The sequence below is a fragment of the Arcanobacterium hippocoleae genome, assembly GCF_040360365.1.
In the GTDB taxonomy this organism is placed as follows: Bacteria; Actinomycetota; Actinomycetes; order Actinomycetales; family Actinomycetaceae; genus Arcanobacterium_A; species Arcanobacterium_A hippocoleae_A.
This window is the reverse complement of record NZ_CP136412.1, coordinates 908582-929962: the sequence shown is the minus strand read 5'-3', so window position 1 is coordinate 929962 and position 21381 is coordinate 908582. Positions and strand designations below refer to the sequence as shown.

30 protein-coding genes are annotated in these 21381 nt (G+C 47.9%); 17 read left to right on the top strand and 13 right to left on the bottom strand.

From position 1 onward, the window contains the following. Nucleotides 1-5: 5 nt before the first annotated feature. Nucleotides 6-425: a DUF885 family protein gene (locus RQN30_RS04915; RefSeq protein WP_353061513.1), complete on the bottom strand. Its 420-nt coding sequence runs from the start codon at nucleotides 423-425 to the stop codon at nucleotides 6-8. A 293-nt stretch (nucleotides 426-718) separates the two neighbouring features. Here RQN30_RS04915 and RQN30_RS04910 point away from each other — a divergent pair, with 293 nt between their 5' ends. From RQN30_RS04910 to RQN30_RS04895, 4 genes are all read left to right on the top strand, one after another. Continuing rightward, the gene (locus RQN30_RS04910) at nucleotides 719-946 is read left to right on the top strand and encodes a hypothetical protein (RefSeq protein ID WP_353061512.1); all 228 of its coding nucleotides are present in this window, start codon (nucleotides 719-721) and stop codon (nucleotides 944-946) included. Beyond that, nucleotides 946-1758 (top strand): adenylate/guanylate cyclase domain-containing protein, encoded by an 813-nt coding sequence (locus tag RQN30_RS04905; RefSeq protein WP_353061511.1) that lies wholly within the window; start codon nucleotides 946-948, stop codon nucleotides 1756-1758. The genes RQN30_RS04910 and RQN30_RS04905 overlap by 1 nt, the downstream gene beginning before the upstream one ends. Before the next feature lie 229 nt (nucleotides 1759-1987). Next, entirely contained in the window at nucleotides 1988-2665 is a 678-nt protein-coding gene (locus RQN30_RS04900; protein ID WP_353061770.1) for a response regulator transcription factor, read from the top strand. Between the two features lie 119 nt (nucleotides 2666-2784). Continuing rightward, complete coding sequence (locus RQN30_RS04895) at nucleotides 2785-4086, top strand: ATP-binding protein (RefSeq protein WP_353061510.1); 1302 nt, start codon at nucleotides 2785-2787, stop codon at nucleotides 4084-4086. A gap of 147 nt (nucleotides 4087-4233) precedes the next feature. Here the strand turns inward: RQN30_RS04895 and RQN30_RS04890 are convergent, their stop codons facing one another. The 7 genes from RQN30_RS04890 to RQN30_RS04860 form a co-directional block, all read right to left on the bottom strand. Next, nucleotides 4234-5394, bottom strand: a complete 1161-nt coding sequence (locus RQN30_RS04890; protein ID WP_353061509.1) for an LCP family protein — start codon at nucleotides 5392-5394, stop codon at nucleotides 4234-4236. Nucleotides 5395-5414: 20 nt separating this feature from the next. Beyond that, nucleotides 5415-6569, bottom strand: coding sequence for an LCP family protein (locus RQN30_RS04885; RefSeq protein WP_353061508.1), 1155 nt, complete (start codon nucleotides 6567-6569; stop codon nucleotides 5415-5417). Nucleotides 6570-6882: 313 nt separating this feature from the next. Next, entirely contained in the window at nucleotides 6883-7212 is a 330-nt protein-coding gene (locus RQN30_RS04880) for an SGNH/GDSL hydrolase family protein (protein WP_353061507.1), read from the bottom strand. Then, nucleotides 7209-7337: a hypothetical protein gene (locus RQN30_RS04875; RefSeq protein WP_353061506.1), complete on the bottom strand. Its 129-nt coding sequence runs from the start codon at nucleotides 7335-7337 to the stop codon at nucleotides 7209-7211. Before RQN30_RS04875 ends, RQN30_RS04880 begins: the two co-directional genes overlap by 4 nt. An 11-nt stretch (nucleotides 7338-7348) precedes the next feature. After that, complete coding sequence (locus RQN30_RS04870; protein ID WP_353061505.1) at nucleotides 7349-8851, bottom strand: acyltransferase family protein; 1503 nt, start codon at nucleotides 8849-8851, stop codon at nucleotides 7349-7351. Then, complete coding sequence (locus tag RQN30_RS04865; protein ID WP_353061504.1) at nucleotides 8827-9060, bottom strand: hypothetical protein; 234 nt, start codon at nucleotides 9058-9060, stop codon at nucleotides 8827-8829. Before RQN30_RS04865 ends, RQN30_RS04870 begins: the two co-directional genes overlap by 25 nt. A gap of 168 nt (nucleotides 9061-9228) precedes the next feature. Next, nucleotides 9229-9561 (bottom strand): Rv3235 family protein, encoded by a 333-nt coding sequence (locus tag RQN30_RS04860; protein ID WP_353061769.1) that lies wholly within the window; start codon nucleotides 9559-9561, stop codon nucleotides 9229-9231. A gap of 743 nt (nucleotides 9562-10304) precedes the next feature. On the opposite strand from RQN30_RS04860, the gene RQN30_RS04855 reads away from it, so the two are divergent. Next, nucleotides 10305-10769, top strand: a complete 465-nt coding sequence (locus RQN30_RS04855) for a DUF6912 family protein (RefSeq protein ID WP_353061503.1) — start codon at nucleotides 10305-10307, stop codon at nucleotides 10767-10769. Next, the gene (locus RQN30_RS04850) at nucleotides 10766-10909 is read left to right on the top strand and encodes a hypothetical protein (RefSeq protein ID WP_353061502.1); all 144 of its coding nucleotides are present in this window, start codon (nucleotides 10766-10768) and stop codon (nucleotides 10907-10909) included. The genes RQN30_RS04855 and RQN30_RS04850 overlap by 4 nt, the downstream gene beginning before the upstream one ends. 232 nt (nucleotides 10910-11141) lie before the next feature. On the opposite strand, the gene RQN30_RS12545 is transcribed toward RQN30_RS04850, so the two are convergent. The 3 genes from RQN30_RS12545 to RQN30_RS04840 form a co-directional block, all read right to left on the bottom strand. After that, nucleotides 11142-11216, bottom strand: a complete 75-nt coding sequence (locus tag RQN30_RS12545; RefSeq protein ID WP_369794720.1) for a 50S ribosomal protein bL37 — start codon at nucleotides 11214-11216, stop codon at nucleotides 11142-11144. Nucleotides 11217-11404: 188 nt separating this feature from the next. Next, nucleotides 11405-11773 (bottom strand): mycothiol system anti-sigma-R factor, encoded by a 369-nt coding sequence (rsrA, locus tag RQN30_RS04845; RefSeq protein ID WP_353061501.1) that lies wholly within the window; start codon nucleotides 11771-11773, stop codon nucleotides 11405-11407. After that, nucleotides 11770-12381 (bottom strand): sigma-70 family RNA polymerase sigma factor, encoded by a 612-nt coding sequence (locus RQN30_RS04840; protein WP_353061500.1) that lies wholly within the window; start codon nucleotides 12379-12381, stop codon nucleotides 11770-11772. Before RQN30_RS04840 ends, rsrA begins: the two co-directional genes overlap by 4 nt. Before the next feature lie 455 nt (nucleotides 12382-12836). Here RQN30_RS04840 and RQN30_RS04835 point away from each other — a divergent pair, with 455 nt between their 5' ends. The 11 genes from RQN30_RS04835 to RQN30_RS04785 all read left to right on the top strand — a co-directional run bounded on the left by RQN30_RS04835 (nucleotide 12837) and on the right by RQN30_RS04785 (nucleotide 20407). Beyond that, entirely contained in the window at nucleotides 12837-13322 is a 486-nt protein-coding gene (locus RQN30_RS04835; protein ID WP_353061499.1) for a DoxX family protein, read from the top strand. A 3-nt stretch (nucleotides 13323-13325) separates the two neighbouring features. Then, nucleotides 13326-13661, top strand: a complete 336-nt coding sequence (locus tag RQN30_RS04830; protein ID WP_353061498.1) for a carboxyvinyltransferase — start codon at nucleotides 13326-13328, stop codon at nucleotides 13659-13661. After that, nucleotides 13583-14803 carry a carboxyvinyltransferase gene (locus RQN30_RS04825; RefSeq protein ID WP_353061497.1) on the top strand — a complete coding sequence of 407 codons (1221 nt, stop codon included), beginning with the start codon at nucleotides 13583-13585 and terminating at the stop codon, nucleotides 14801-14803. The genes RQN30_RS04830 and RQN30_RS04825 overlap by 79 nt, the downstream gene beginning before the upstream one ends. Before the next feature lies 1 nt (nucleotide 14804). Next, nucleotides 14805-15842: a ribosome small subunit-dependent GTPase A gene (gene rsgA, locus RQN30_RS04820; protein ID WP_353061496.1), complete on the top strand. Its 1038-nt coding sequence runs from the start codon at nucleotides 14805-14807 to the stop codon at nucleotides 15840-15842. Nucleotides 15843-15977: 135 nt separating this feature from the next. Then, the gene (locus tag RQN30_RS04815; RefSeq protein WP_353061495.1) at nucleotides 15978-16643 is read left to right on the top strand and encodes a metallophosphoesterase family protein; all 666 of its coding nucleotides are present in this window, start codon (nucleotides 15978-15980) and stop codon (nucleotides 16641-16643) included. Nucleotides 16644-16812: 169 nt separating this feature from the next. Further along, entirely contained in the window at nucleotides 16813-17172 is a 360-nt protein-coding gene (locus RQN30_RS04810; RefSeq protein ID WP_353061494.1) for an exonuclease SbcCD subunit D C-terminal domain-containing protein, read from the top strand. Then, complete coding sequence (locus tag RQN30_RS04805; protein WP_353061493.1) at nucleotides 17172-17558, top strand: AAA family ATPase; 387 nt, start codon at nucleotides 17172-17174, stop codon at nucleotides 17556-17558. The genes RQN30_RS04810 and RQN30_RS04805 overlap by 1 nt, the downstream gene beginning before the upstream one ends. Before the next feature lie 77 nt (nucleotides 17559-17635). Next, nucleotides 17636-17902, top strand: coding sequence for a hypothetical protein (locus RQN30_RS04800; protein ID WP_353061492.1), 267 nt, complete (start codon nucleotides 17636-17638; stop codon nucleotides 17900-17902). Next, nucleotides 17899-19296: a hypothetical protein gene (locus tag RQN30_RS04795; protein WP_353061490.1), complete on the top strand. Its 1398-nt coding sequence runs from the start codon at nucleotides 17899-17901 to the stop codon at nucleotides 19294-19296. Before RQN30_RS04800 ends, RQN30_RS04795 begins: the two co-directional genes overlap by 4 nt. A gap of 32 nt (nucleotides 19297-19328) precedes the next feature. Next, a complete protein-coding gene (locus RQN30_RS04790) occupies nucleotides 19329-19649 on the top strand; it encodes a hypothetical protein (RefSeq protein ID WP_353061489.1) in 321 nt (106 codons plus the stop codon). Then, nucleotides 19640-20407 (top strand): SbcC/MukB-like Walker B domain-containing protein, encoded by a 768-nt coding sequence (locus RQN30_RS04785; protein ID WP_353061488.1) that lies wholly within the window; start codon nucleotides 19640-19642, stop codon nucleotides 20405-20407. Before RQN30_RS04790 ends, RQN30_RS04785 begins: the two co-directional genes overlap by 10 nt. 391 nt (nucleotides 20408-20798) lie before the next feature. Here the strand turns inward: RQN30_RS04785 and RQN30_RS04780 are convergent, their stop codons facing one another. Next, nucleotides 20799-21032 (bottom strand): SGNH/GDSL hydrolase family protein, encoded by a 234-nt coding sequence (locus RQN30_RS04780; RefSeq protein WP_353061487.1) that lies wholly within the window; start codon nucleotides 21030-21032, stop codon nucleotides 20799-20801. Nucleotides 21033-21091: 59 nt separating this feature from the next. Beyond that, nucleotides 21092-21253, bottom strand: coding sequence for a hypothetical protein (locus RQN30_RS04775; protein ID WP_353061486.1), 162 nt, complete (start codon nucleotides 21251-21253; stop codon nucleotides 21092-21094). Nucleotides 21254-21381 lie beyond the last annotated feature (128 nt).

Below are 21381 nucleotides of genomic sequence, written 5' to 3'. Positions count from 1 at the left end.
TATTTCTACTTGCCGGATTGCGAGGGTGCGCCTTTAGCGGCGCGTAGGGAAAGAGTTTCTTCCCAGCCTTGAAGCGCCGGTGCGACCCGCTCCAAACGGGTGCAAATTAATTCCCAATCTTCTTTTGCGGTCTGCGGCATATTATCGAAAATTTCGGCAGTGCTTTGCAGCGGAGTAGCGATATTGTTTAAATCTCCAAATTCACCTAAGTCATACAATTCCAGCTCGGTAGAAAGTGTTTGCCGCAATGAGTTTGCTGTCACAATATCAATATCGTCTTGCGGGAGAATCGTGTAAAGATTGCGCAAACATTCACGTTTTAATTCAGCCTGCGCTGCGAGACCTGCCGGAGAATTGTCGGCAAAATCTGATTCGCTGGCTCCCGGCAGGCCAATTGCGGTTACTAATTCCGGGTTTGTGTTCAAACAATCTTGAAAGTATTTGTTTGCTAACTGATCGATTTGAGTATCTCGGCGTTTTTCATATCTCCAGATTAGCGATTCCGCCAACGATTTCTCTATTTAGCTGTGCATTGAGAGTATTGTAAAAACGAGAATTTCAAATCCGGTTTTCTTGAACAGTATTTACTGCTATATTTATACTTGTGACCGTTACCACAGTGTTGCTTGTGGGGTGGTCAGGAAAAATAAGCCGAATCGGCACTGCCGAGAGTCGGGAAGAACCGCGAGATACTCGCCAAATAGAATGTGAATGAGTGATGTCTGAACTGGATGGGTCTGAAGTGCCGCAGCAAACTCCTGTACCCACTACGGTTGAAAAGCACGTAGCAAGGCTCCTGGGCGGTACTTCAAAGTATAACTTGCTGCAAGCTGCGCAGATACTAAACTGCGGTACAGATGTGATTAGTAGATTTTGGCGGGCAATGGGTTTCCCCGGAGTTGTTAATCCGGAGCAGAAACTTTTACCGATTACGATATCGACGTAATGCGCGCGCATTTACAAATGCGTGAAGCAGGATTAGCTGATTTTGATACGTTAAATTCATTAATTCGGGCGCAATCGCATCTCGCCGATCGGATGGTGCTATGGCAGCACGAAGCGCTTGTTGAAGAATTTGAAGGCCGGTACGGAATTGATGAAATCTCAGCTCGCTATATGCTGTTAGATCAAATTGACCAGTATGAAGAGTTTTTAATATATCAAATGAAATACGCGTGGCGGCGGCATTTGGCAGCGCTTTTGCGCCGCTCTGAAACCGAGCTCGACGGACAGCGCGGCGGCGGAGACGGCGAAATGCCCTTGAAACGGGCACTTGGTTTTGTCGACTTAGTTTCATTTACACACCGCTCGGGTGAACTTTCCCCGCACGCACTCGTGGACTTCATCCAAACTTTCGAATTTACCTGCCGCGATGTGATTTCGACGCATGGAGCGCGTGTAGTAAAAATGGTTGGCGATGCGGTGTTATATATTGCTGACGATTTAGCTACCGGAATTGCTTCCGTCGACGGAATCGTTGAATCGCTGCGGGAAAATCCGCATATGCCGGATGTGCGTGCGTCTTTAGTTTGGGGCGGGGTAGTTTCGCGTTTCGGCGACGTATACGGGCCGAAAGTGAATCTCGCATCGCGTCTTTGCAACGTCGCACCGCTGAACGGAATTCTCGTCGATTATGAAACTGCCCGGAAGCTGCGAACTCTGGACTCTGAGCGCTACACTATCGAACCGTACGAGATTCCAGAGCTGCAGGGAATCGGAAATATTGAAGCTGCCCAGGTGCGTGTGGGGAAACGGTAAGACGGCGGAAACGGGAGACACAACGGGGATCAACGGGAAACACAGCGGGAAATTGAAACGCAAGCAGTGCTGAAACTCTATGAAATAATCCGAAAATAGTTTCCCGCCGGATACATCTGTAATATTTTCCGCCTGCAGTTATTTAGTTCTGATTTGAAAAATCGTCCGAGAGCTTAGATTTCGTTGTTTCTATTGCGACCTTGAACAATTCTTTACTAAAGTGGCAAGTATGACGAAAGTATTGCTTGTTGAAGACGACTCGGCAATTTCCGAGCCGCTTGTTCGTGCGTTAACCCGTGAAGGTTACGATGTTGTGCCTGTTGGGACCGGTGAGGCGGCGCTCGCGCAGATGAATAGCGCGTTTGATCTCGTGGTGCTGGATCTTGGCTTGCCTGATATGGATGGGCTTGATGTTGCGCGGAAAGCTCGGCAAGATGGCAAGAGCTTCCCGATTTTAATTCTTACAGCACGCGCTGAGGAAGTAGACATGGTTGTGGGATTAGACGCCGGCGCGGATGACTATGTTACTAAGCCGTTCCGCCTGGCTGAGCTGCTTGCACGGGTGCGGGCATTACTCCGGCGAAGTGTCGGAGAGGGCGGTGAAAATGGCGAGTTTACAGCGCAGAACGTTCGTGTCGATATTGAAGCACACCGTGCATATGTTGATTCGAAAGAGCTTGCACTAACTGCAAAAGAATTCGATTTGCTCACACAGCTATTGAAACATGCTGGTGCAGTGGTCTCGCGCGAAGATTTAATGCGGGCAGTTTGGGGAAATGAAATCGAAGAATCAACCAAAAAGCTCGATATGCATATTTCTTGGCTGCGGCGAAAGCTTGGAGATGATGTGAATAATCCGCACTATATTTCTACCGTTCGCGGAATGGGATTCCGTTTCGAAGCTTAAGCGCAAGCCGTTTCCAGAAAGCCAGTTCGCTTGCCGAGCTGGCTTTCGTCCGTTTTATAAGTCTGATTTCAGCAATCTAAGATATATGAGGTTTAAAAATGCGGCGGAGAGCAATTCAAATGGTTTCAATTTCGGTTGCTGTTTCGGTGCTTTTTCTTGGAATCCCGGCAATAATTTTTGGAATCTTAAATATTCACGGCAGTGCTCAGCAGCGTGTTACCGCACGCAGCGCCGCAATCGTCACCGTAATTGACCGCCGGCTTGAACTAGAACAGCCGGTCACTGCGCGGCTGCTGGAACATTATCGGTTCTTGAGCGAATCGGAACCGCTTTACCTGGAATACTATGCTCCCGGTAAAGGAAGTTTTACAGTTGGTGAGCAGCCGCAAAACAGTGATTATGCAATCAGAGCAGTCGGGCAGACACAAAATGGCGGCCGTATTACCGTGGTTATGGATTCGCGGCCGGTCGGGAAAAAGATTGCCGTTTTCTTACTTTTTGCGATTTCACTGATAATCGGAGCATTTACCATCGGCGTGCTGATCGCGCTGCGGCAGTCGCGAAAAATTTCCGCACCGCTAATTTACCTTGCTGCTTCTGCGGAACAACTCGGTGCTGCGCAAGTCCGCCCGCAGATTCACCCATCGGGAATCGAAGAAATCGATTTAGTAAATCAGGAGCTGGAACGGACAGCAGACCGGGTGGCTGGCAGAATCGCAGCAGAACGGCAATTTGCGGCTGCAGCGGCGCATCAACTACGAACACCGCTCACCGCATTAAGTATGCGAATTGAAGAGATTCAATATCTCACCGACGATCCCAAAATCATTAGCGAAACTGATATTGCACTTGAACAGATTGAACGTCTTGGCGGAGTAATAAATGAGCTGATGGCTTCAACCAAAAAGGCTGCACATGGAAACATGGAGGCACTTTCAATTGACGACATATTCCATCAGCAGAAAGATGAATGGGAGCGGATTTTCGAACATGCCGGCAGAGAACTGAAGTTTGCAATTGAAACAGATGCGATAGTGCTCGCAACTCCCGGATCGCTTGCACAGATTCTTGCAACATTAATTGAGAACTCGTTGAAATACGGTGCTGGAAAGACGACTGTCCGTGCACTGAAATCAGCTTCAATGATTGTGATTAAAGTAAAAGACCAAGGCGGAGGAATCTCAGAAGAACTGGCGCCGATAATTTTCATGCGCGGGGTATCCGCTGGCGGATCGACCGGAATTGGTTTAGCTGTGGCGAAAGAACTCGCAGAAAATATTGGCGGACGTCTAGAGCTGACGAGCCGTGAATCTGCTGAATTCACTCTGACAATGCGGTCAATGCCGGCTTCACTCGATCCGTCGCGGTTAATGCCGCACGGCGCCGTGTACACTGTTGGTGCAAGGCGCCATCGTCGGTAGCAATAACTTTGCTTTAGCTGTTGCTTGCATGGATAGTTTCATATTTTTCAGGGCTGAGAGTGCCTTGACGTAAATCATTCCAAAACATGTCAATCCGTTTCGGATCAAGCTGGACTGCAGATCCGGCTAATTTTGCTGTGCGGTAATTTAAACTGCTAATTGGGGAGTACCGGTAACTCCGCCGGAACTTGTCGCCTTTTTTAACGAAAGTGCAGCCATCCCCACATCCCAGAGAGAATCTGTTTGATCTACAGTCAGGATACTCGCGCCTGCTTCAACCAGATGCTTTTGCCGAAACGGGTTAAAAATTGTTTCTTTTGAGACGGCTTTTTCCAGAATTTTCGATACTACCTGGCGCTGTCTTTTCGCTCTGCCGATATCTCCTTCCGGATCTTGGTACCGCATCCGCGAAAACGCCAGAGCGGTATGCCCGTCGGCATCATGGCATCCGGCAGTCCATTTCAATTCTGAATACGGATCTTCAACATCGCGATCGAAACACAGGTTAATTCCGCCAACGGCGTCTGTGAGCTGTACTACGCCATCCATACCAATCTCAATATAGTGATCGATTGTTAATCCGGAAAGCAGCTCAACCGTTTGTACCAGTAATTTCGCGCCGCCGATTGAAAATGCCGCATTAATCTTATTTCCGCCGTGCCCGGGAATTTCCGCATAGGTATCGCGCGGAATTGAGATTAATGCCGGAGTGCCGGTGTCTGGAATATGTAAAAGCATAATCGTATCGGAGCGCTGCCCCGGAATATCTTCTGCCGCCGTGCCGTGCCGCTGATCAGAACCGGCAATCAGATAAGTTGTGCCCGGAGTATTCGCAGCTCCTGAGAGTGCTTCGAGAGTGCGCATTTGATTTGCTCCATGCTGATACAGATAAAATCCCCAAGAGCCAACGGCAATAACGCAAACAACAATTAATGTTAGTGCTAACAGCAAAAAACGTTTTACAGTAAACGGTTTGCGGGATTTCATCCCGGTTTGCAGCGGCTGTTTAGCCGGATCGGTTAAACGCGGTGCCTCATTTTGGGTTGAAATATGCGGCATATTTTGTGCAGCCGGTATCGAACGCGCCGGCGATGAACGCGGATAGAACGACGGCGGGAAATTATTCTCGTAATCAGCTTGCGCCGAACGCGGCGCACCTGTTTGCCGCGGCAATGGACTCCGGAGGGAATCTTTATCTCTGTGTAAAATTGGTAAAGCCCCATTGCCGACACGTTTCGCACCCCGCGCACTTGGCCGTTTCACAATACGCCGAGGTTGAAAAGATGGCGGCAATTTCTGATGGTCCATTGGCATTTTCTGAGCTGCTTTCAGTTCGTTCCAGATTTACGGTTCTGAGTTCCTGAGTTCTCGACGGCGGGATTCCCGCTGCCTGATTGTGTTGAATTTTCCGGTTTGGCTGAATCTACTGTTACTTTCTCGTCGTTCGGATTCTTTAACGGGATTGCAGATTCCGGAATCGGAGTATCTGTGCGTAATGCTTCCCAAATCTGCGCAGCTTGCGCGGTTGGCCGGACGCGGTTCCGATCTTTCTTATCTGGAGCATTCGGCATAGTAATAAACTGTATCTCGTTTGTGCTCATTGAACGCATTGAATACATGAGTCCGGCAAGCCAGTCAATATTGCCGATACCTGCAGAAGTGTCGAGATTCCTGGTTACGCTTGCCGTCAGCTGGTATAGCTTCGGAAGATTGGTAAATATATTCATGCTAAAGATCTTCTGCGCAATTTTCCCTACAAGCTCTTGCTGACGGCCAATACGCGACAAATCTGACCCGTCGCCGATAGAATGACGGGCACGGGCAAATCCAAGCGCCTGGTCTCCGTTAAGGTTATGGCATCCAGCCGGAAGCAGCAGCGCTGCATCATAGTCGCTAATCTCGCGGTTAAAGCACATCTCCACGCCGCCGATTGCATTTACAACATCACGGAAAGAATTGAAATTCACTACCACAAAACCGTCGATAAGTACTCCGGTAAGCTGCTCTACAGTTTGCAAAGTGCAAGCGGCAGCAGCAGAAACATCGCCGGTACTCCCGCCAAGCATAAAAGCGGAGTTAAACATCGCGTTATTTTGTGCTCGTGTCTTTTTCCCATTTGGAAGTGCGCAGGAGGGGATATCGACTAAAGTGTCACGCGGGATGGAGATAATTTCGGCGCGCTTCCGATCTGCTGCGATGTGCACAAGCATTGTTGTATCTGAACGCATCCCGCCAATACCTGAATTCTCGTATCCGGCGAGTCCGTCGCGGGTATCTGAACCAAGCACCAGGATATTCAGCGGCTGTCCAGCTTTTTGATCTAGCGGAACTACTGGTTCCGGGCGTTTTGTGGTGAAGTAATTGCTAATATCGTGCTGTTTGATATTACTCTGCAGCTTCACGTAAGCTGTGGCCAAAGCAGAGCCGAAGAACAGGAATAACGAGAGAAATACAGCCAACAGTATCTGCCAAAATGTGCGCATTTTAGATTTCTTCCGTTGATGCACAGCAGCAAGTTTGTGTTGCGGCTTGTTACGGCTCGTTTCCGAAATTTCATTCATTGCTCAAGTGTCCATTTCTGATTTGAGTAAAATCGGTATTTGTCGAGAAAGTATCGAGATTGGTTCAAAATATCTAAGGCATCAATTTGCGTGCATCATTACAAGATTATAAAACAGTTAGGCAAGTAATTTGTGAAGCTGCGGAATGAGTATATCCCTCTTTCGCATCAAGTTTAGTGCAAAATCATGTTCAGAAATACGCATTGGATTCGAATTATCTTTCAAACTAGTGAATTTAGGGCGCGGACAATTTCATTTGCGTAGTATTGCGCGGCGGCTTTCCCGGGATGGATTTGATCTCCTGCAAGTTCAGAACGATGATTCGGGGCAATTTCTGCCCAATCTGCGACGGCAACCTGGTCGGGATTCTTTTTGCGAGATCGTGAATTACAGCATTGGCTTGCGGAACCCAGGTTGCGTATCTTGGAGCATATCCGGTGACGAATACAAACTTCCGATCAGATCCGGCAATATTAAACAACTCGGTAATAGTCTCGGGTTTAATCACTCCATTTGTGGCGAGCGCGATAACAACGTATTTGCGCAGCGTGCCGTTTGCTTTCATTTTTGGGTGATTGCGGGCGCGGAAGCTGCAGCGCGGGAGACTGCGGCGTCAATGATTGTTCCCGGCAGCTGTGTAAGAATTTCGTGTGAAGCTGCGAGGGCGATTGAGTCGCCAATTATTGTCACGTCTGTCCCGTTTACTTGCGGGATAACTCCAAGCTCGCCGATTGGCGGTGCTGCTGATTCAGATTTTTCCGGTTCAGGATGTTCTTGTGTTTTCTTGGATTCTGCTTCCGGAGAGGTTCGGCTCTGATCTGTTTTGTTTTGATCTGTTTCGTTTTCCTTTGGTGCTTGCGGCTGTGTTTGCGCCTGCAAATTTTTTCTCCGGCAGTGACTATCTGCTGCGCGCTTGTGAGATCGCTTGAGGTAAATATGCCGTATGCGGTGAGAGCAGCTGCAGCGAAAGAGAAAGCGGAAACAGCAGCAGTAACCTTAGTTCGTTTGCCGAAAATATTTTTCATCCAAGGGGTGAAAGTACCGCGGCGAATCGGTTCTTCAACGTATTTATAGGAGAGATGGGCGAAGAATACCGAAAATAAAATAACCACAAGTGCAAGAAATGTCCGGTCTATCTCGAAAATATAGTATCCGATTACCCACAGCGGCCAGTGCCAGAGGTAAATGCCGTATGAACGCACACCAAGCCATTTGCATGGTTTAGTTTCTAAAGTTTTACCGAGCAGTGCGCCCGGACCATGCTGATTATCGGGCAGGATACCGCGGATGGTCAGGGCAGAGAAAATAGCTGCAAGTACCATCCCCCACGGATAAAACCATGCTGAATCTTGAGCGAGAATCGCTAATATTGTGAGGGAAATCAGTGCCGAAAATGAAATCCAGCCCCAATAGCGTGCGGCAGGTTTTTGCGGATGTGTCATAATATTTGGAATTGCCAGTGCAAGTGAAGCTCCGATCATCATTCCAAATATGTGTGCGTCGGTACCGACATAAGCGCGGGTGGCGTTTGCAGAATCTTGTACTAATAAAATCTGATGCCAGATTGCGGCGGAGGCAGCTGCAGCAAGCGTGAATGTGAGATGTATTTTCGTGCTTGCAGTAATTCGGGTCAGCAGCATGAGTACTAGCGGCCAGATGATGTAAAACTGCAGTTCGACGGCAAGCGACCACAGGTTAGTGAGCAGCAGGGGATTTGCAGAGTCAAAATATGAGGAGCTGTGAGCAATTTCGAACCAGTTATAGGTCCCAGTCAAAGCTCCGAAAATCTGCCAGCGTAAGCCCGTCGTCGCATCTTTGCTTGAAAGCGGACCGAATATGGATATGAGGACGGCAAGTGCGCCCGCGGTAAGAGTTGTCAGGATTACAACCGGCATAATTCGTCTGATTCGCCGCATCCAGAAAGGGAAAATATCTACCTTGCCTTTCACGCATTTCTCCCGCAAAAGCAAGGCGGTTATCAGAAATCCGGAGATGACAAAGAAAACATCAACTCCGATGAAGCCGGCGGAAACTTTTTGCGGAAAAACATGGTAAAACACCACGAAAATCATTGCGATTGCGCGCAACCCGTCTAGCCCGAGAATTCGCGGAGGAGTCGTGAGTGTTTTTGTGTCTGCGGAATCGGGTACTGTGTTTTCAGTTTTATGCAGGCTTGGAGCTATTTTGGCAGTAAATAACTCCAAGCAGCGATATTTTTGAATGCAGACGCAGTGAAATGGTTTCCGGAATGTGCTGCAGGAATCGGTGCAATAATCTTCGATACTTCAATGCTGTTTTCTTGCGGATAAAGATTTTTCCGTCGCTCCGAAAGCTTTTTTGCAGATTGTGAAAGTAAATCTTTATTAGCCAGAATCCTGGTGATTATCTGTATGAACTGCTGATTCCATCCCATAATCTACCCTCTGCGACTCTTATCTGAAGCCGAGATGCGTGCGAAATATTCGCTGCTCAGCTTTGCTGCTTAGCTCTTTTTCCTTATTAGGCTAGCACCCGCCTAATGGGATTCATTCAGACTGGAGTAGTAAACACGGATAATTTATGGCTGCAGTTTGGTAACTTTCTATATCACTTCAATCTCGGCAATGTGCCACCGGTTTTTCCGAGTTTCAAGCCGGATTGCTGCACCGCGGATACGGCGTCCGTCGAATAAAACCACTCCGGCTTCCGCAATATTGGGAGTTGGGTGGAAGACGCGGATTTTCCTAATTCGCGGTGCAGCGCATTTTGCAGCTCCGCCGTGAATCGCCATTCCTAGGCGGGTACGGCGAATTAAGGCTTGATAAGCTTGCGGTGTCATCCAAGTCTGCAAGTGTTTTGCTGGTCTTTGTCCGTTAAGCACATCAATAATATGCACCATAATAACGTGAATAAAATTCTCGGCAGGCGGAAGTATTCCAATAATTTGTTCCGAAGCAGTTTTCGAATCGACAATTTGGCTGTATTTCCAATTGTGATCTCGATTGTAGTGAAAACTCGTACGGTCAAATTCATTTATTGTTATCTCGTTTTGGAAAAGTTCGTGCTCTTTTGTAAAAGCATATGTTCCGGCTTTTCCTGCCGGTTCTGTTCTGAGAGATAGCGTGATTTTATGCTGCGCGGAGGTCTGCGAAGATACTGGACAGTGCCAAATTCCTGCAGCTTTGCTGTTTCTTCATCGTTTTGTAAGTTCTTTGTTAACGGCAGCTTAGCGGGCAGCGCGGATTCGCTATTATCGGAGTTTAAGGACTGTGTGTTAATCGGTGCTTGTGTCATTTTTGGCCTTTACAAAAAAGATGTGTTTTAGTGCATATTGTGCGGGTGCCTTTACCTGCGCAATATGCGTGAATACAAAATGTGCGGTCGTGTGCAGCTGATAAAGCAAGCGGATATTTGCGGTTGCTTAAGTGTTAATTAGAGAAGTCTATGGTTTAATTTTGAGTTGTGAATACGGGGTAAAACCAGCTGTTGACGCGCTGAAAAATTACATCATTGTGAGTAATTATGCGGTGTTTTCGGTTTTTTCTGTGATTTTGCTCTGACCTTGGAATATTGTGTTTATCAATTCGCATCGCACTATTTGCGGCAGTAGAAGTGAGGAATAACGTCACAATATTGTTACTTATTACCAATGGAGATTTGCTCGCGTAGAATCAGATTATGCGTATATTTGTTCCGTTCAAACTTGCGGATTTAAGTGGTATTGATATTTCATCGCGTTTGGTGCATGGGGTGACTTCCAATTTATGCAAAGCAGTTCCAGACGAAGATGCGGAAGGTCTTGAATATGTGGCGACACTCGCTGCTGCGGATGATTCATTGCGGATGATGAGTCTTGAGGATACTTGCAGCTTTCGGAGAATCGTTGCAGTGGCGGAAGTGGCGAACTCGCTGCTCACTTTGCCGGAAGCTGATGACGAAGTTTTGGAATCAGCAATTTACTTAGCGGAACCAATTCCGATTACAAAGTTCGAATCATTTTTAGTAGATGAACCGGGGAAAGAAATATTGGTGCAAAGCGCTGTCGCCGGTGACGAAAACGCTTTCATTGCAACTGAAGATATCGAATTGCTTTGGTACGACGCGATTGAACGCAAAGCTTTGTATCAAGAGCTTACGAATTGAAAGTCAGAAAATCTGCTCTGGAATTAACGCAGATGCGCCGGCATATCGCTTTCCGCAAATGTATCGACGGCGTTTCGTATTTTTGTGTTGCTGCGATGAAGCTGGTGTTTGTTTGGGTGGAAAGCGGTGTTTTTGCATAAATCAAGCCTGACTGCTGTGCAAAAACAACGCTTGGAACCGGCCAAAATCGACCCGGTTAAAAAGGCGCTGCACATTTTGTTTGCGTTATTGGTATCAGCTGACGTAACTGGCGGCAAGGTACATATCTGGCAGCAAAAGGAGCGAACTTTGAAACAAAAGTTTCGAAATCCGCTCCTGCAGATGCGGGAACCTGATAGTTCCGCGCAATATGCGCCGTAGTTTTCAGATGGCTTATGCGTTTGGACGCTTGCCGTGGTTTGCTCCGCCCTTTTTGCGGGTGCGGCGCTTGTTTGCTCGCTTCGACATATCAATCTCCTTCGTGCTGCGATAAACACACAAGAATTTGTGTGCGGAAAATTTGCACTGCCTACCCATTTAATCAAAAAGCAGCGCAGTTCGCAGCTTTGTAACACTAAATCCGTACAAAGTTCACACTAAATCTCAATTTGATTAGTCTGATTTCTCCTGCGCGGGCTGCAGCGTAAAAGCAGGATTTAGTCTTGCTTGAAACGAGTGATTTGCTGCGTGATTCGGATTCGTAAAGATACCGGTGCATGATCTGACACGGATTTTCGAATCAGTTCGCGGATGCGTTGTTCTTCGCTTAAACATTTAATACAGTCCGGGCAATTAGCTACGTGATGCAACAGCCGATTTAATGCTGCGGACGGCAGCTCGCGATCGATGAATTCGAAAAAGTTTGCATGGAGCTCCGCACAGTTACAATCATCGGTTTTCCAATTTTCCCAGTTTTCCTGATTTTTCCGATTTTCCGGCTTTCTCCGGTCAAAATTAGATCTGGAACCGTCGCTAAAATATTCTTCAATCAAGCGCTGCAATAGCTCCTCTGATTCATAATTCACTTTGCTACTTCCAATCCGTATCCAAGTTCGGCAGCGTAATCACGCAAAATTTCACGTAATTGTTTCCGCCCGCGGTTTAACCGCGACATCACGGTGCCAATCGGTGTTCCCATAATTTCGGCAATCTCTTGATAAGAAAATCCCTCAATATCTGCTAAATGCACAACTTGCCGGCGATCTTCAGGCAGCTTCGCAAAGGCTTGACGAATCTCCTCATTTGGGAGATTCTCTAATGCTTGAACCTCGGCCGATTCAAGACCGATTGGATGATGTGAAGCTGCTTTGTATTCTTGCCAATCCTCAATTTCGGCTCCGGAGGCTTCTTGCGGGCGGCGCTGGGATTTGCGATAGTTCGAAATAAAAGTATTGTGCAGAATCCGATAAAGCCAGGCTTTAATATTTGTGCCGGGCTTGTACTGGTGAAATGCGGCAAAAGCTTTCAAATATGTATCTTGGACTAAATCTTCAGCATCCTGTGGTTTTCGAGTTAGCTGCAGTGCTGCTGAATAAAGTTGATCTAGGTATACAAGTGCTTCAGATTCGAAACGCGCTAATGCGTCTGTTTCACCCGTCGCGATTTTGCTTTCGGCATTGGCAGTATCCGCCAATGAATCTGCAGACTTTGCGTGTGAAGCCGCTGCAGTCTTTAAGATTTTTTATTTCTTCCTGGTGCTGAATTCTTGCCGGGGGATTGATTGTTGACGGTAAGTTCTTCCATAGTACTTCTAAGCTTATCGGATGGCTGCGCCGCTATCTGCCGATATTTATTATTTAGGTTTCGACGGTTCCAGTTTAATGTTTTCCGCAGGCGGCTGCGGTGTTTCGCAGCTGCTGTGTTCCGGTAGATTTTAGCAAATATTTACGAGCGTTTTCCGGAAGTCTGCACTGCATTGTGCATATTTCGCTGGAAAACAGGTATCTGATTTGTGTTATATGCGGCTGTGCCGGCTGCTTTCTGCATTTTTCGGATTGAATCTGGAGATTTTGGGATTTGAATCTGTAGAATATTTAAGCAGGTGTACAAATTTTCTCTGCTTGGAACTAAACTCGTGAAGGATTGATTATGAACCTCATCCGCTCTATTGCCCGTCCAATGCTTGCTGCCCCATTTATTATTTCGGGAATCGATGCTGCTGCTCATCCCGAAACACATCGTGAACGCATTGCGAAGTTGGCGAAAATTTTCGCAAAGATTGGTGTCAATCTCCCAAACGATGAGCGTGCCGATGCGGTTACCCGCGCAACCGGAGCTGCAATGACTCTTGCCGGCGCAGCGCTCGCAGCTTCAAAGTTTCCCCGACTCAGCTCTGCACTGCTTGGAATGCTGCAAGTGCCGGTAGCACTTGCAAATAATCCTTTCTGGGAAAGCCGCGGCGAGCAGCAGCGGAAAGACGTTATTGGTTTTGCTGCCGCCGCCGGTCTTATCGGAGGTGCAGTCATCGCTGCCTATGATCGTGAGGGCCGGCCGTCTGCTGTTTGGCGGGCGAAGAACTGGGCTGGCGATATTCAAACATCAGTGGAAAATAAACTCAATCAGATTGGACAGTAAGAATTGATCTTCTGGCCCGCTCCGGCACTAAAAAACGGTACCGTCGTTAATGCGGAGATCGCGGTTCCCGCTTCAAAATCGCTTACTAATCGGTATTTAATTTTAGCTGCGCTCAGTGCTGATTCTACCGTCATTCACAATCCCCTGGATGCGCGCGATACACTGCTGATGGTGAATGCGCTGCGCGCTTTGGGAGTGCAAATTACGCAGATAGTCCGCGAGCCAGAAAATCCTGCTGCGCATAAAGCAGGTTACGGAAATTGTGCGGCAGTGCAAAAGATTCGGCTGAGACTGCGGATACGGCAGGCAGTGCGGGTCGAAAGAACGTGCCGGTTGTGAAAAGTTTGCGGATAAAGCCGGGGAAACTTCACGGTGCTGAAATTAATGCTGGTCTTGCAGGTACAGTAATGCGCTTCATTCCGCCGATAGCGGCAATTGCAGCAGGCAGAACAATTCTTGATGGCGATTTGCAAGCTCGAAAACGGCCGATGGCAGCAACGATTTCCAGCCTGCGTCAGCTTGGCGTGGAGGTGCGCGCCGGCGGTATCGGCGGAGATACTCTGCCGATACAGATTCTTGGGCAGGGATTCGTTGACGGCGGCGAGATTGAAATTGACGCTGCAAAATCTTCACAGTTCGTTTCGGCATTGCTGCTTGTCGGGGCGTGTTTTAATCGCGGAGTAACCTTGCGTCATCGCGGTGATCGGCTTCCGTCTTTACCGCATATTGAAATGACTATTTCCGTGCTGCGTGAATGCGGAGTGCAGGTAACCGCCGAATACAGTGCGGATGGAGCGACTTGGCAGGTGTCTCCGGGAATCATCCAACTTCCGGAAATTACCGTCGAGAGTGATCTTTCAAATGCCGGACCATTTTTAGCAGCTGCGATGATTACGGGCGGGCAGATAAAAATACCGAATTGGCCAAGGCAAACCACGCAGGCAGGGAATGAATTTGTGCGGATATTTACGGCGCAAGGCGCGCAAACTGCGTATCGGCACGACGGCGGAGTCCTGACTCTTCGGGGTCCGGAAGAGATTTTCCCGCTTGATTTAGACTGCCATGCGATTGGTGAGCTTGTGCCGACTCTTGCTGCTGTTTGCGCTTTTGCAGGCGGTCCTTCTGTGCTGCGGGATATTGGGCAGCTGCGCGGTCACGAGACAGACCGGTTAACTGCACTGGTGTGTGAACTTGAAAAAGTCGGAGTCGGCGCTTGCATTGTCGGCGATGATTTGTTTATCACGCCTCCGGCGGAGAAAATTTCCGGATATAAAGCCGCAAAACTTAGTTCATATGCAGATCATCGGATGGCGGCTTTTGGTGCAATTCTTGGTCTGCGGATTCCGGGTGTGGAAGTGGAAAATATCGAAACTACTTCGAAAACGATGCCGAATTTTGTTGAACTCTGGGAAAAAATGATTGCCGAATCGCAGGCAGTTTCCGTTGCTTCAGCCACTGAGATTTCGCAGGCAGGTGTGTAAGTTGAGCCGCAGAGATATTGGTACTGACGATGATCGGGTGAAAGTCCGTCCGGGAAAAGGTTCGCGTCCCCGCACGAAAATTCGTCCGGATTATTCGGGAAAACCGCGCGGTCAGGTTTACCGTATTGATCGCGGCCGTTATCATGTGCGGATGCTTGATTCCGGAAATAAAGTGATTGCGGTAAAAGCGCGTGAGCTGCCGCATCGTTCTGTGGTTATTGGCGATATTTGTGCGATGACTGGTGATCTTTCCGGGCAAAAGGATACACTTGCGCGGATTGCTGCAGTTGATCAGCGTTCGTCACAGCTTCGGCGTACTTCAGAAGAGGGAGAGGCTGCTGGAAATGAACGTGTGATGGTGGCGAATGCGAGCCAGCTATTTATTGTAACGGCAATGGCGCAGCCTACTCCGCGATTGGGAATGATTGACAGATGTTTGGTGGCTGCCTATGACGGCGGGATGCGTCCGATTCTTGTGTTAACGAAATGCGATTTAGCTGATCCGGAACCGCTGATTGATCACTATGGGGTACTTGATTTAGATATCGTTACTTCACATCTTGCGGGGACAGATCCGCAGACCGGTGATGAATTTCTTGACTCACTGGCAGTTGCAGAAATTAAAGAATTAGCAGCGGGGAGCGTTTCAGTGCTTGTGGGACATTCCGGAGTGGGAAAATCTACATTGATTAATGCGCTGATTCCGAAAGCGGAACGGCTGACGGGTGAAGTGAACGAGGTTACTGGGCGCGGACGGCATACTTCTACTGCTGCAGTGGCATTTGATTTGCCTGACGGCGGGATTGTGATTGACACTCCCGGTGTGCGGACGTTTGGGCTGGCGCATGTTGGAGCAGCGGAACTTCTGCATGGTTTTCCCGATTTAGCGAATCTGGCTCGGGAGTGCCCGCGCGGATGTATGCATCGTGAGAATGATCTTGAATGTATTTTTGATACGTTAACTGATATGCGTTTGCGGGCGCGGGTGAATTCTTTCCGGCGGTTACTCGCAGCGGTAGGGAAGTCTGATTGGGAGTAACAAGCGCAAAATATTGGTTTGCGGACTCTCTTGAAATTTGATTAGAGTTAATTTTCCTTAAGCTGGCTTTGGTTTTATTACTTTTTTCGAAAAAGCACGGAAATTTTCCGGGCGGACGCAGATAAGCTTATTTACATGAAAATCATTCACACTTCAGATTGGCATCTTGGCCGAAAGTTTTACGAAAATGATCTCAGCGAGAGTTTTGCGCGTTGGGGAGATTTTCTTGTGGATTTAGCGCGTGAATCGCAAGCCGATGCGGTGCTTATTTCTGGAGATGTTTATGATCGGGGGATACCTGCGCTGCAAATGATTGAATTGCTGGAGGATATTCTTGCGCGGCTGCTTGATTTTACGCAGGTGTTAATAACTTCCGGAAACCATGATTCTGCGCGCCGGCTCGGTTTTGCAGCGCAGTTTTTACGCGACGGGTTATATATTCAAACTGATTCTTTACGCAGCGGGCAGCCGATTGCGTTGAAAAATATGCAGGGTGAAATTGGTGCGATTGTTTACGGAATCCCATATCTCGATCCGGATACGGAGCGTGCCAGGTTGGCTGCAGGTGAAGAATTGCTTGCACGTTCACATTCGGCAGTGATTCAGCGTGCTTGTGCGCTGATACGTGAAGATATTTCCGGCGGAAAATATTCTGCACTGCAAGTTCCGCGAATCGCGATGGCGCATGCTTTTGTCAGCGGAAGCGAGAAGAGTGAATCGGAACTCGACTTGAGCATTGGCGGGATAGATTCAGTGCCGGCGAAGCTCTTTCGGCTGGGGAAGAAAAACTCGGCCCGTTAGACTATGTTGCTCTTGGGCACCTGCATCGTCCTCAAAAAGTTGGTACTGCTGCCGATCCATTAATGCGTTATGCAGGCTCTCCGATTCCGTTCTCGTTTTCAGAAGAAAATCACCAAAAAGTACGGCTGTAATCGATTTTTCTGAATCTGGCCAAACTCATGTCGAGCTGGTGCCGCATACTTTTTACCGCAAGCTAAAGACTTTGCGCGGCAGTGCTGCGCAGATGCTTAAATCTCCGGAGTTTTCGATTTACAGTGATGATTTTGTGCGAATTGAAGTAACGGATCGGGAACGGCCGCGGGATTTAGTTGCAGTACTTCGCCGCAGATTCCCGCATTTAGTGCAAGTGAGTCACGTTGGATTCAGCGCTGCCGCTGCAGACTATAATTTTGAGATGCTGCGGCAGCAGCCGCGGGCTGTGATTGAAATGTTTTTTGCAGAGTCCGGCGGGCGGGTATTAAATTCTGGAGAAAGAGATTTAATCCGCGAAATATGGGAAGAAATTACTGCCGAAAGTGAGGTGAAATAATGATTATCCGCAGCTTAAAATTTTCCGGAATTGGTCCGTTTAAAGGTGAATATGCGATTGATTTTGATCGGCTTGCTGCTGATGGTTTGTTTCTTTTCGACGGTCCCACCGGGAGCGGTAAATCTACTTTAATCGACGCAGTTACGTTTGCATTATTCGGTTCAGTAGCAGGTAAAGATTCTTCGAATACTCGGATCCGTTCCACACATACAGATCCGACTATCGAATCTTGGGTTGATTTAGTGTTTAGTGTCAGTTCCGGAACTTATCGGGTGCGGCGTTCACCAAGCTGGATGCGGCTGAAGCGGAAAGCGAAGAAAAAATTTCTGAGTCAGATAACAGTGTTTCGGATGTCAGTTATGCGGAATCAGATTTTACGAAAGTAAATGAGACGGCAAAACTGTGGGAAATCAATCCGGACGGAGCAGCTTCCCGGAACTGGGATGACGCGAAAGCAATTGCGGTGCAGGTACGTGAAGTGCGCCCGTTGATTGAAGGGATAATCGGTTTAAGCAAGGATCAGTTCTTACAAACTGTGATTCTGCCGCAAGGGCAGTTTGCTGAATTTTTGCGGCTAAAATCCAGTGAACGTAAACCAATCTTAGAGGCGATTTTTCGGACAAAGAAATACAGCGACTTCACTGCGAAACTGACGATGCGGGCGAAGAAAAGCCGCGAGGAGATTGCGGAGAAAAACAGAACTATCAACATGCAATTCAAACGTGGATGACGATTCAAGGTATTGATGAAGAAGAACTCCGCAGAGTAACGGAGCTGTCAACAGAATTTTTCACGCAGCCTGAATCAGGGGCAGCAGATTTTGAGGAAAAACTGCTTGCCGCAATCGCAGCTGCGCATAATACGCTTGCGGCTAATGCCCGCGATGATCAAAAAATGGCTGAAAAAGCACAGCTAGCTGAGGAAACTTGCCGGAAGCTGCTTGGAGAAGAAGAAACCCTTTTAGCTTTAATTGAAAAACGATTGACTCTCGAATCTGAATTAAAAGATCTTGAACTGTACGCTGAACAGCAGCAAACTGACCTGCAAATGCTGAACTTATCCGAACAGGCAAAACTTCCTGATTCACGAATTGCAGATTATCAGGATGAAGTTAGCAAACTGGCCGCATCCCAAGTTCCTTATCTGCAGCTTTCGGAAAAGTATTCCGCTTCTGCTTCCAGCGCGGCTCAGGATAATCAAGACGAAAATTTGGCGGCGCTATTGCCCGAAGCAGCATCGGAATTAACTGAATTATTATCAGCTGCAGAGCGGGAGCTGCTGCCGCTGGAAGTAATAAATTCAGTTCAGGATAAAAGCAAGAATATAACTTTCGAGTTGGAAAATCGGGAAAAGTTTCTGCGCAAAGAGATCGCGAAGTTTGAAACATTATGCGAACTTGAGTCTGAAATAAAAACAGATGAAAAACGAATCGCTGTTTTACAGCAGCAGCTTGCAAAGCTTGATGTAAAAACAGCGAAGATTGCGGAGAAGATTGCTGCGATTCCGGAAAATATTCGAAAAGCGGAACATCGCCTGGCTCAGTGCTCGGATTTAGCCGCCAATATTACACAGCTCACAGTTGATTTTGAGAAAAAGATCGCACAGCAGGAAGCAATCGATACGATTTTCCAAATTGAAAAAGATCTTGCAGCTGCAGACACGAACTTTTCTACGGCTGCAGCGAATTTGCGTGACGCAAAGTTAGAATATGCTGCAGAATTTAAAAATTGGCAGAACGGATTCGCGGCGCATCTTGCTGCCAAACTTCAGGATGGGGATTCCTGCCCAGTCTGCGGTGCTACTGAACATCCTAATCCTGCCAAAACTACCGATAATTTGCCCAGTGAATCCAAAGTAAAATCAGCACAAGCGAAAGCTGATGCTGCGCAAGCTGCACTAACTGCCATGCTGGGAGTGAAAAATAAATTCGAGATTCAGCTTACCGAGATGAAAAAGAAAGTTTCGAGTTTAGATTCGCAAAGTGCGGCGAATGAAATCGCAAAGGCGAAAGAAGCGCTTGATACGGCTGCGCAAGCGCAAGATAAAATACCGGCAGTTGAAAATGAACTCACAGCTCTCCGAAAAAATCGGAAATACTGCATGAAGAACGCAGTACGATCGTAGCAGATACTCGTGCGATTACAGCTGAGCTGGAAGTGATTACCGCACAACTTTCTGCGAAACAACAAAAACTAAAGCAAAATCAAGGAAAATCTGACACGATTGAAAACTGGCTTAATTTTCTGAATAACGAATGTGCTGCTTTGGAAGAGCTTTTAAAATCGCAGCGGGAATTAACCATAATTCTTGCATCCCTGGCAAAAACAGCACAGCATGCAATCGCTGCGATTAATGAAAGTTCCTTTGCGGATCAAGCGGAAGTGGAAAAAGCACGCCTGACAGCAGCGCAAAAACAGCACTTGAAAGTAAAGTTCATGCTTATGAGAAGAAACTGCAGCGCACCCAGGTGCTGCTAAGCGACCCAAGTCTCGCTGCGGCAGCGGGAAAACCGAAACCAAATGTCGCAGCGCGGAAAGAAACATTAGCGGAACTCGTTTCCGAACGGAAGAAGAGTGCGGATAAAGCTGCTGCTTCACGGCAGTTCAAAACAGATTCAGCGCGTCTTTATCCGTCAATACTCACAGCTGCAAAAGCGTGGCATCTCACAATCGAAAAAAGTGCGAAAATTGTACGGCTAGCTGATCTTGCCAATGCCGCAGATTCGCAAAATAGCCGGATTCCGCTGGATATGTGGGTGCTGCTGCGGCGTTTTGAAATGGTGGTTGCACGTGCTAATTCGCATCTGAGCGAAATTTCGAATGGCAGATACGAATTAATTCGGAGTGAGGAGAGCGGCAGAGTAAAGAAAACAGGCCTCGGTTTAAATATTATTGATCGCGACGGTTCACCTTTAGGAGATACTGCCCGCCCAACTACATCCCTGTCGGGAGGAGAAACATTCTATACTTCACTTGCACTTGCACTTGCTCTTGCCGAAGTAGTGCAAGAAGAAACGGGCGGAGTTCGGATTGAAACCTTAATCATCGATGAAGGTTTTGGAACTTTGTCGGCCGGAATCCGTGAGTTAGTAATGCAAACACTTCGGACGCTCCAGCGCAACGGCAGAAAGATTGGAATCGTCTCCCATGTGCCCGAGTTAAAACAGCTTGTGGCTAATCGGATTGCGATTAGCCCGATGGAGTCGGGTGAATCAATTTTGAAAGTAATTTCGTAGAGGCGGGAGAACCGCGACTGTGTGTGAATGTTGGAAGGTAAAGAAGTCTAATTTCGTAGGGGGCAGCGGGGAGAACCAATATTCGGCCAGGATAAAATGATTCTTCCTCTCTCCTTATGAAACATAAAAGTGCGGCAAATGATAGCTGCTGAACAGTGCGGAAAATCCGGAGAGTTTATTCGCAGAAAGTAACCGAACCGGATTCTCCTTATGCTGCCGAAAGGCCTGCGCTACCGTTCTATATACCCCTATATGCCCGCGGTATTTTGCGGTAAGCCGAGCCATTGATGCCAGCCGCGATGCAGCACCAGCCATGCCATTAAACCGTATCCTGCCTGCCGCGGTGTGTATCTTGCAGAAATAGACATATCGGTATTCCACTGTTCGTGATTTACCAGCGGAGAAAATGTGTCAACATAAATTGTGTTTCGGCGGGCACAGACATCAGCATAAGATTGCGAAAGCAGACTAACTTCGCGGGCGGTGTAATCTGCCGCGGCGGCGGACCAACCACAAACGTTTGAATCTGCAGCCGCTCAGCGTTATCAAGCAAATTTGCAAGATAAAGACGAGAACGGGCAGAGGAAATACCGGCATCAAGATCGTGTGAACCAAGACCAATCACAAGGCGGTTATCGGATTCGCGATCGAGACGCGGCTCTACTTCCCGCTGCCAGCGGTGGGTTAGCTCTGATGTAGCTTCCCAGGGAATGAAAGCACGATTGGAAGAATCGGCGGATCAAAAGCAGTACGGGCAAGCACGCGGCCGACCCAACCGAGTGCACGGTCATCACCGATACCGGAAATAAGTTCATCTCCGACGAAGAAAATCTGTTTATTTCGCACAATCCACCTCCTGTTTACTTCCGAATATACCCGGCAAGCCGCTATCGAATCCCGATTTCTGAAATCTCCGTCGTTAAACAATTCGCACGCCAATCAGAACATTTTGATCGGCAGCAGTTCAATCATAC

Coding starts and splice junctions, on each gene's coding strand:
- RQN30_RS04900 (WP_353061770.1), top strand. CDS start 1,988: ATGACGAAAGTATTGCTTGTTGAAGACGACTCGGCAATTTCCGAGCCG.
- RQN30_RS04815 (WP_353061495.1), top strand. CDS start 15,978: ATGAAAATCATTCACACTTCAGATTGGCATCTTGGCCGAAAGTTTTAC.
- RQN30_RS04910 (WP_353061512.1), top strand. CDS start 719: ATGTCTGAACTGGATGGGTCTGAAGTGCCGCAGCAAACTCCTGTACCC.
- RQN30_RS04855 (WP_353061503.1), top strand. CDS start 10,305: ATGCGTATATTTGTTCCGTTCAAACTTGCGGATTTAAGTGGTATTGAT.
- RQN30_RS04865 (WP_353061504.1), bottom strand. CDS start 9,060: ATGGGATGGAATCAGCAGTTCATACAGATAATCACCAGGATTCTGGCT.
- RQN30_RS04885 (WP_353061508.1), bottom strand. CDS start 6,569: ATGCGCACATTTTGGCAGATACTGTTGGCTGTATTTCTCTCGTTATTC.
- RQN30_RS04880 (WP_353061507.1), bottom strand. CDS start 7,212: ATGAAAGCAAACGGCACGCTGCGCAAATACGTTGTTATCGCGCTCGCC.
- RQN30_RS04895 (WP_353061510.1), top strand. CDS start 2,785: ATGGTTTCAATTTCGGTTGCTGTTTCGGTGCTTTTTCTTGGAATCCCG.
- RQN30_RS04805 (WP_353061493.1), top strand. CDS start 17,172: ATGATTATCCGCAGCTTAAAATTTTCCGGAATTGGTCCGTTTAAAGGT.
- RQN30_RS04890 (WP_353061509.1), bottom strand. CDS start 5,394: ATGGACCATCAGAAATTGCCGCCATCTTTTCAACCTCGGCGTATTGTG.
- RQN30_RS04835 (WP_353061499.1), top strand. CDS start 12,837: ATGAACCTCATCCGCTCTATTGCCCGTCCAATGCTTGCTGCCCCATTT.
- RQN30_RS04905 (WP_353061511.1), top strand. CDS start 946: ATGCGCGCGCATTTACAAATGCGTGAAGCAGGATTAGCTGATTTTGAT.
- RQN30_RS04795 (WP_353061490.1), top strand. CDS start 17,899: ATGACGATTCAAGGTATTGATGAAGAAGAACTCCGCAGAGTAACGGAG.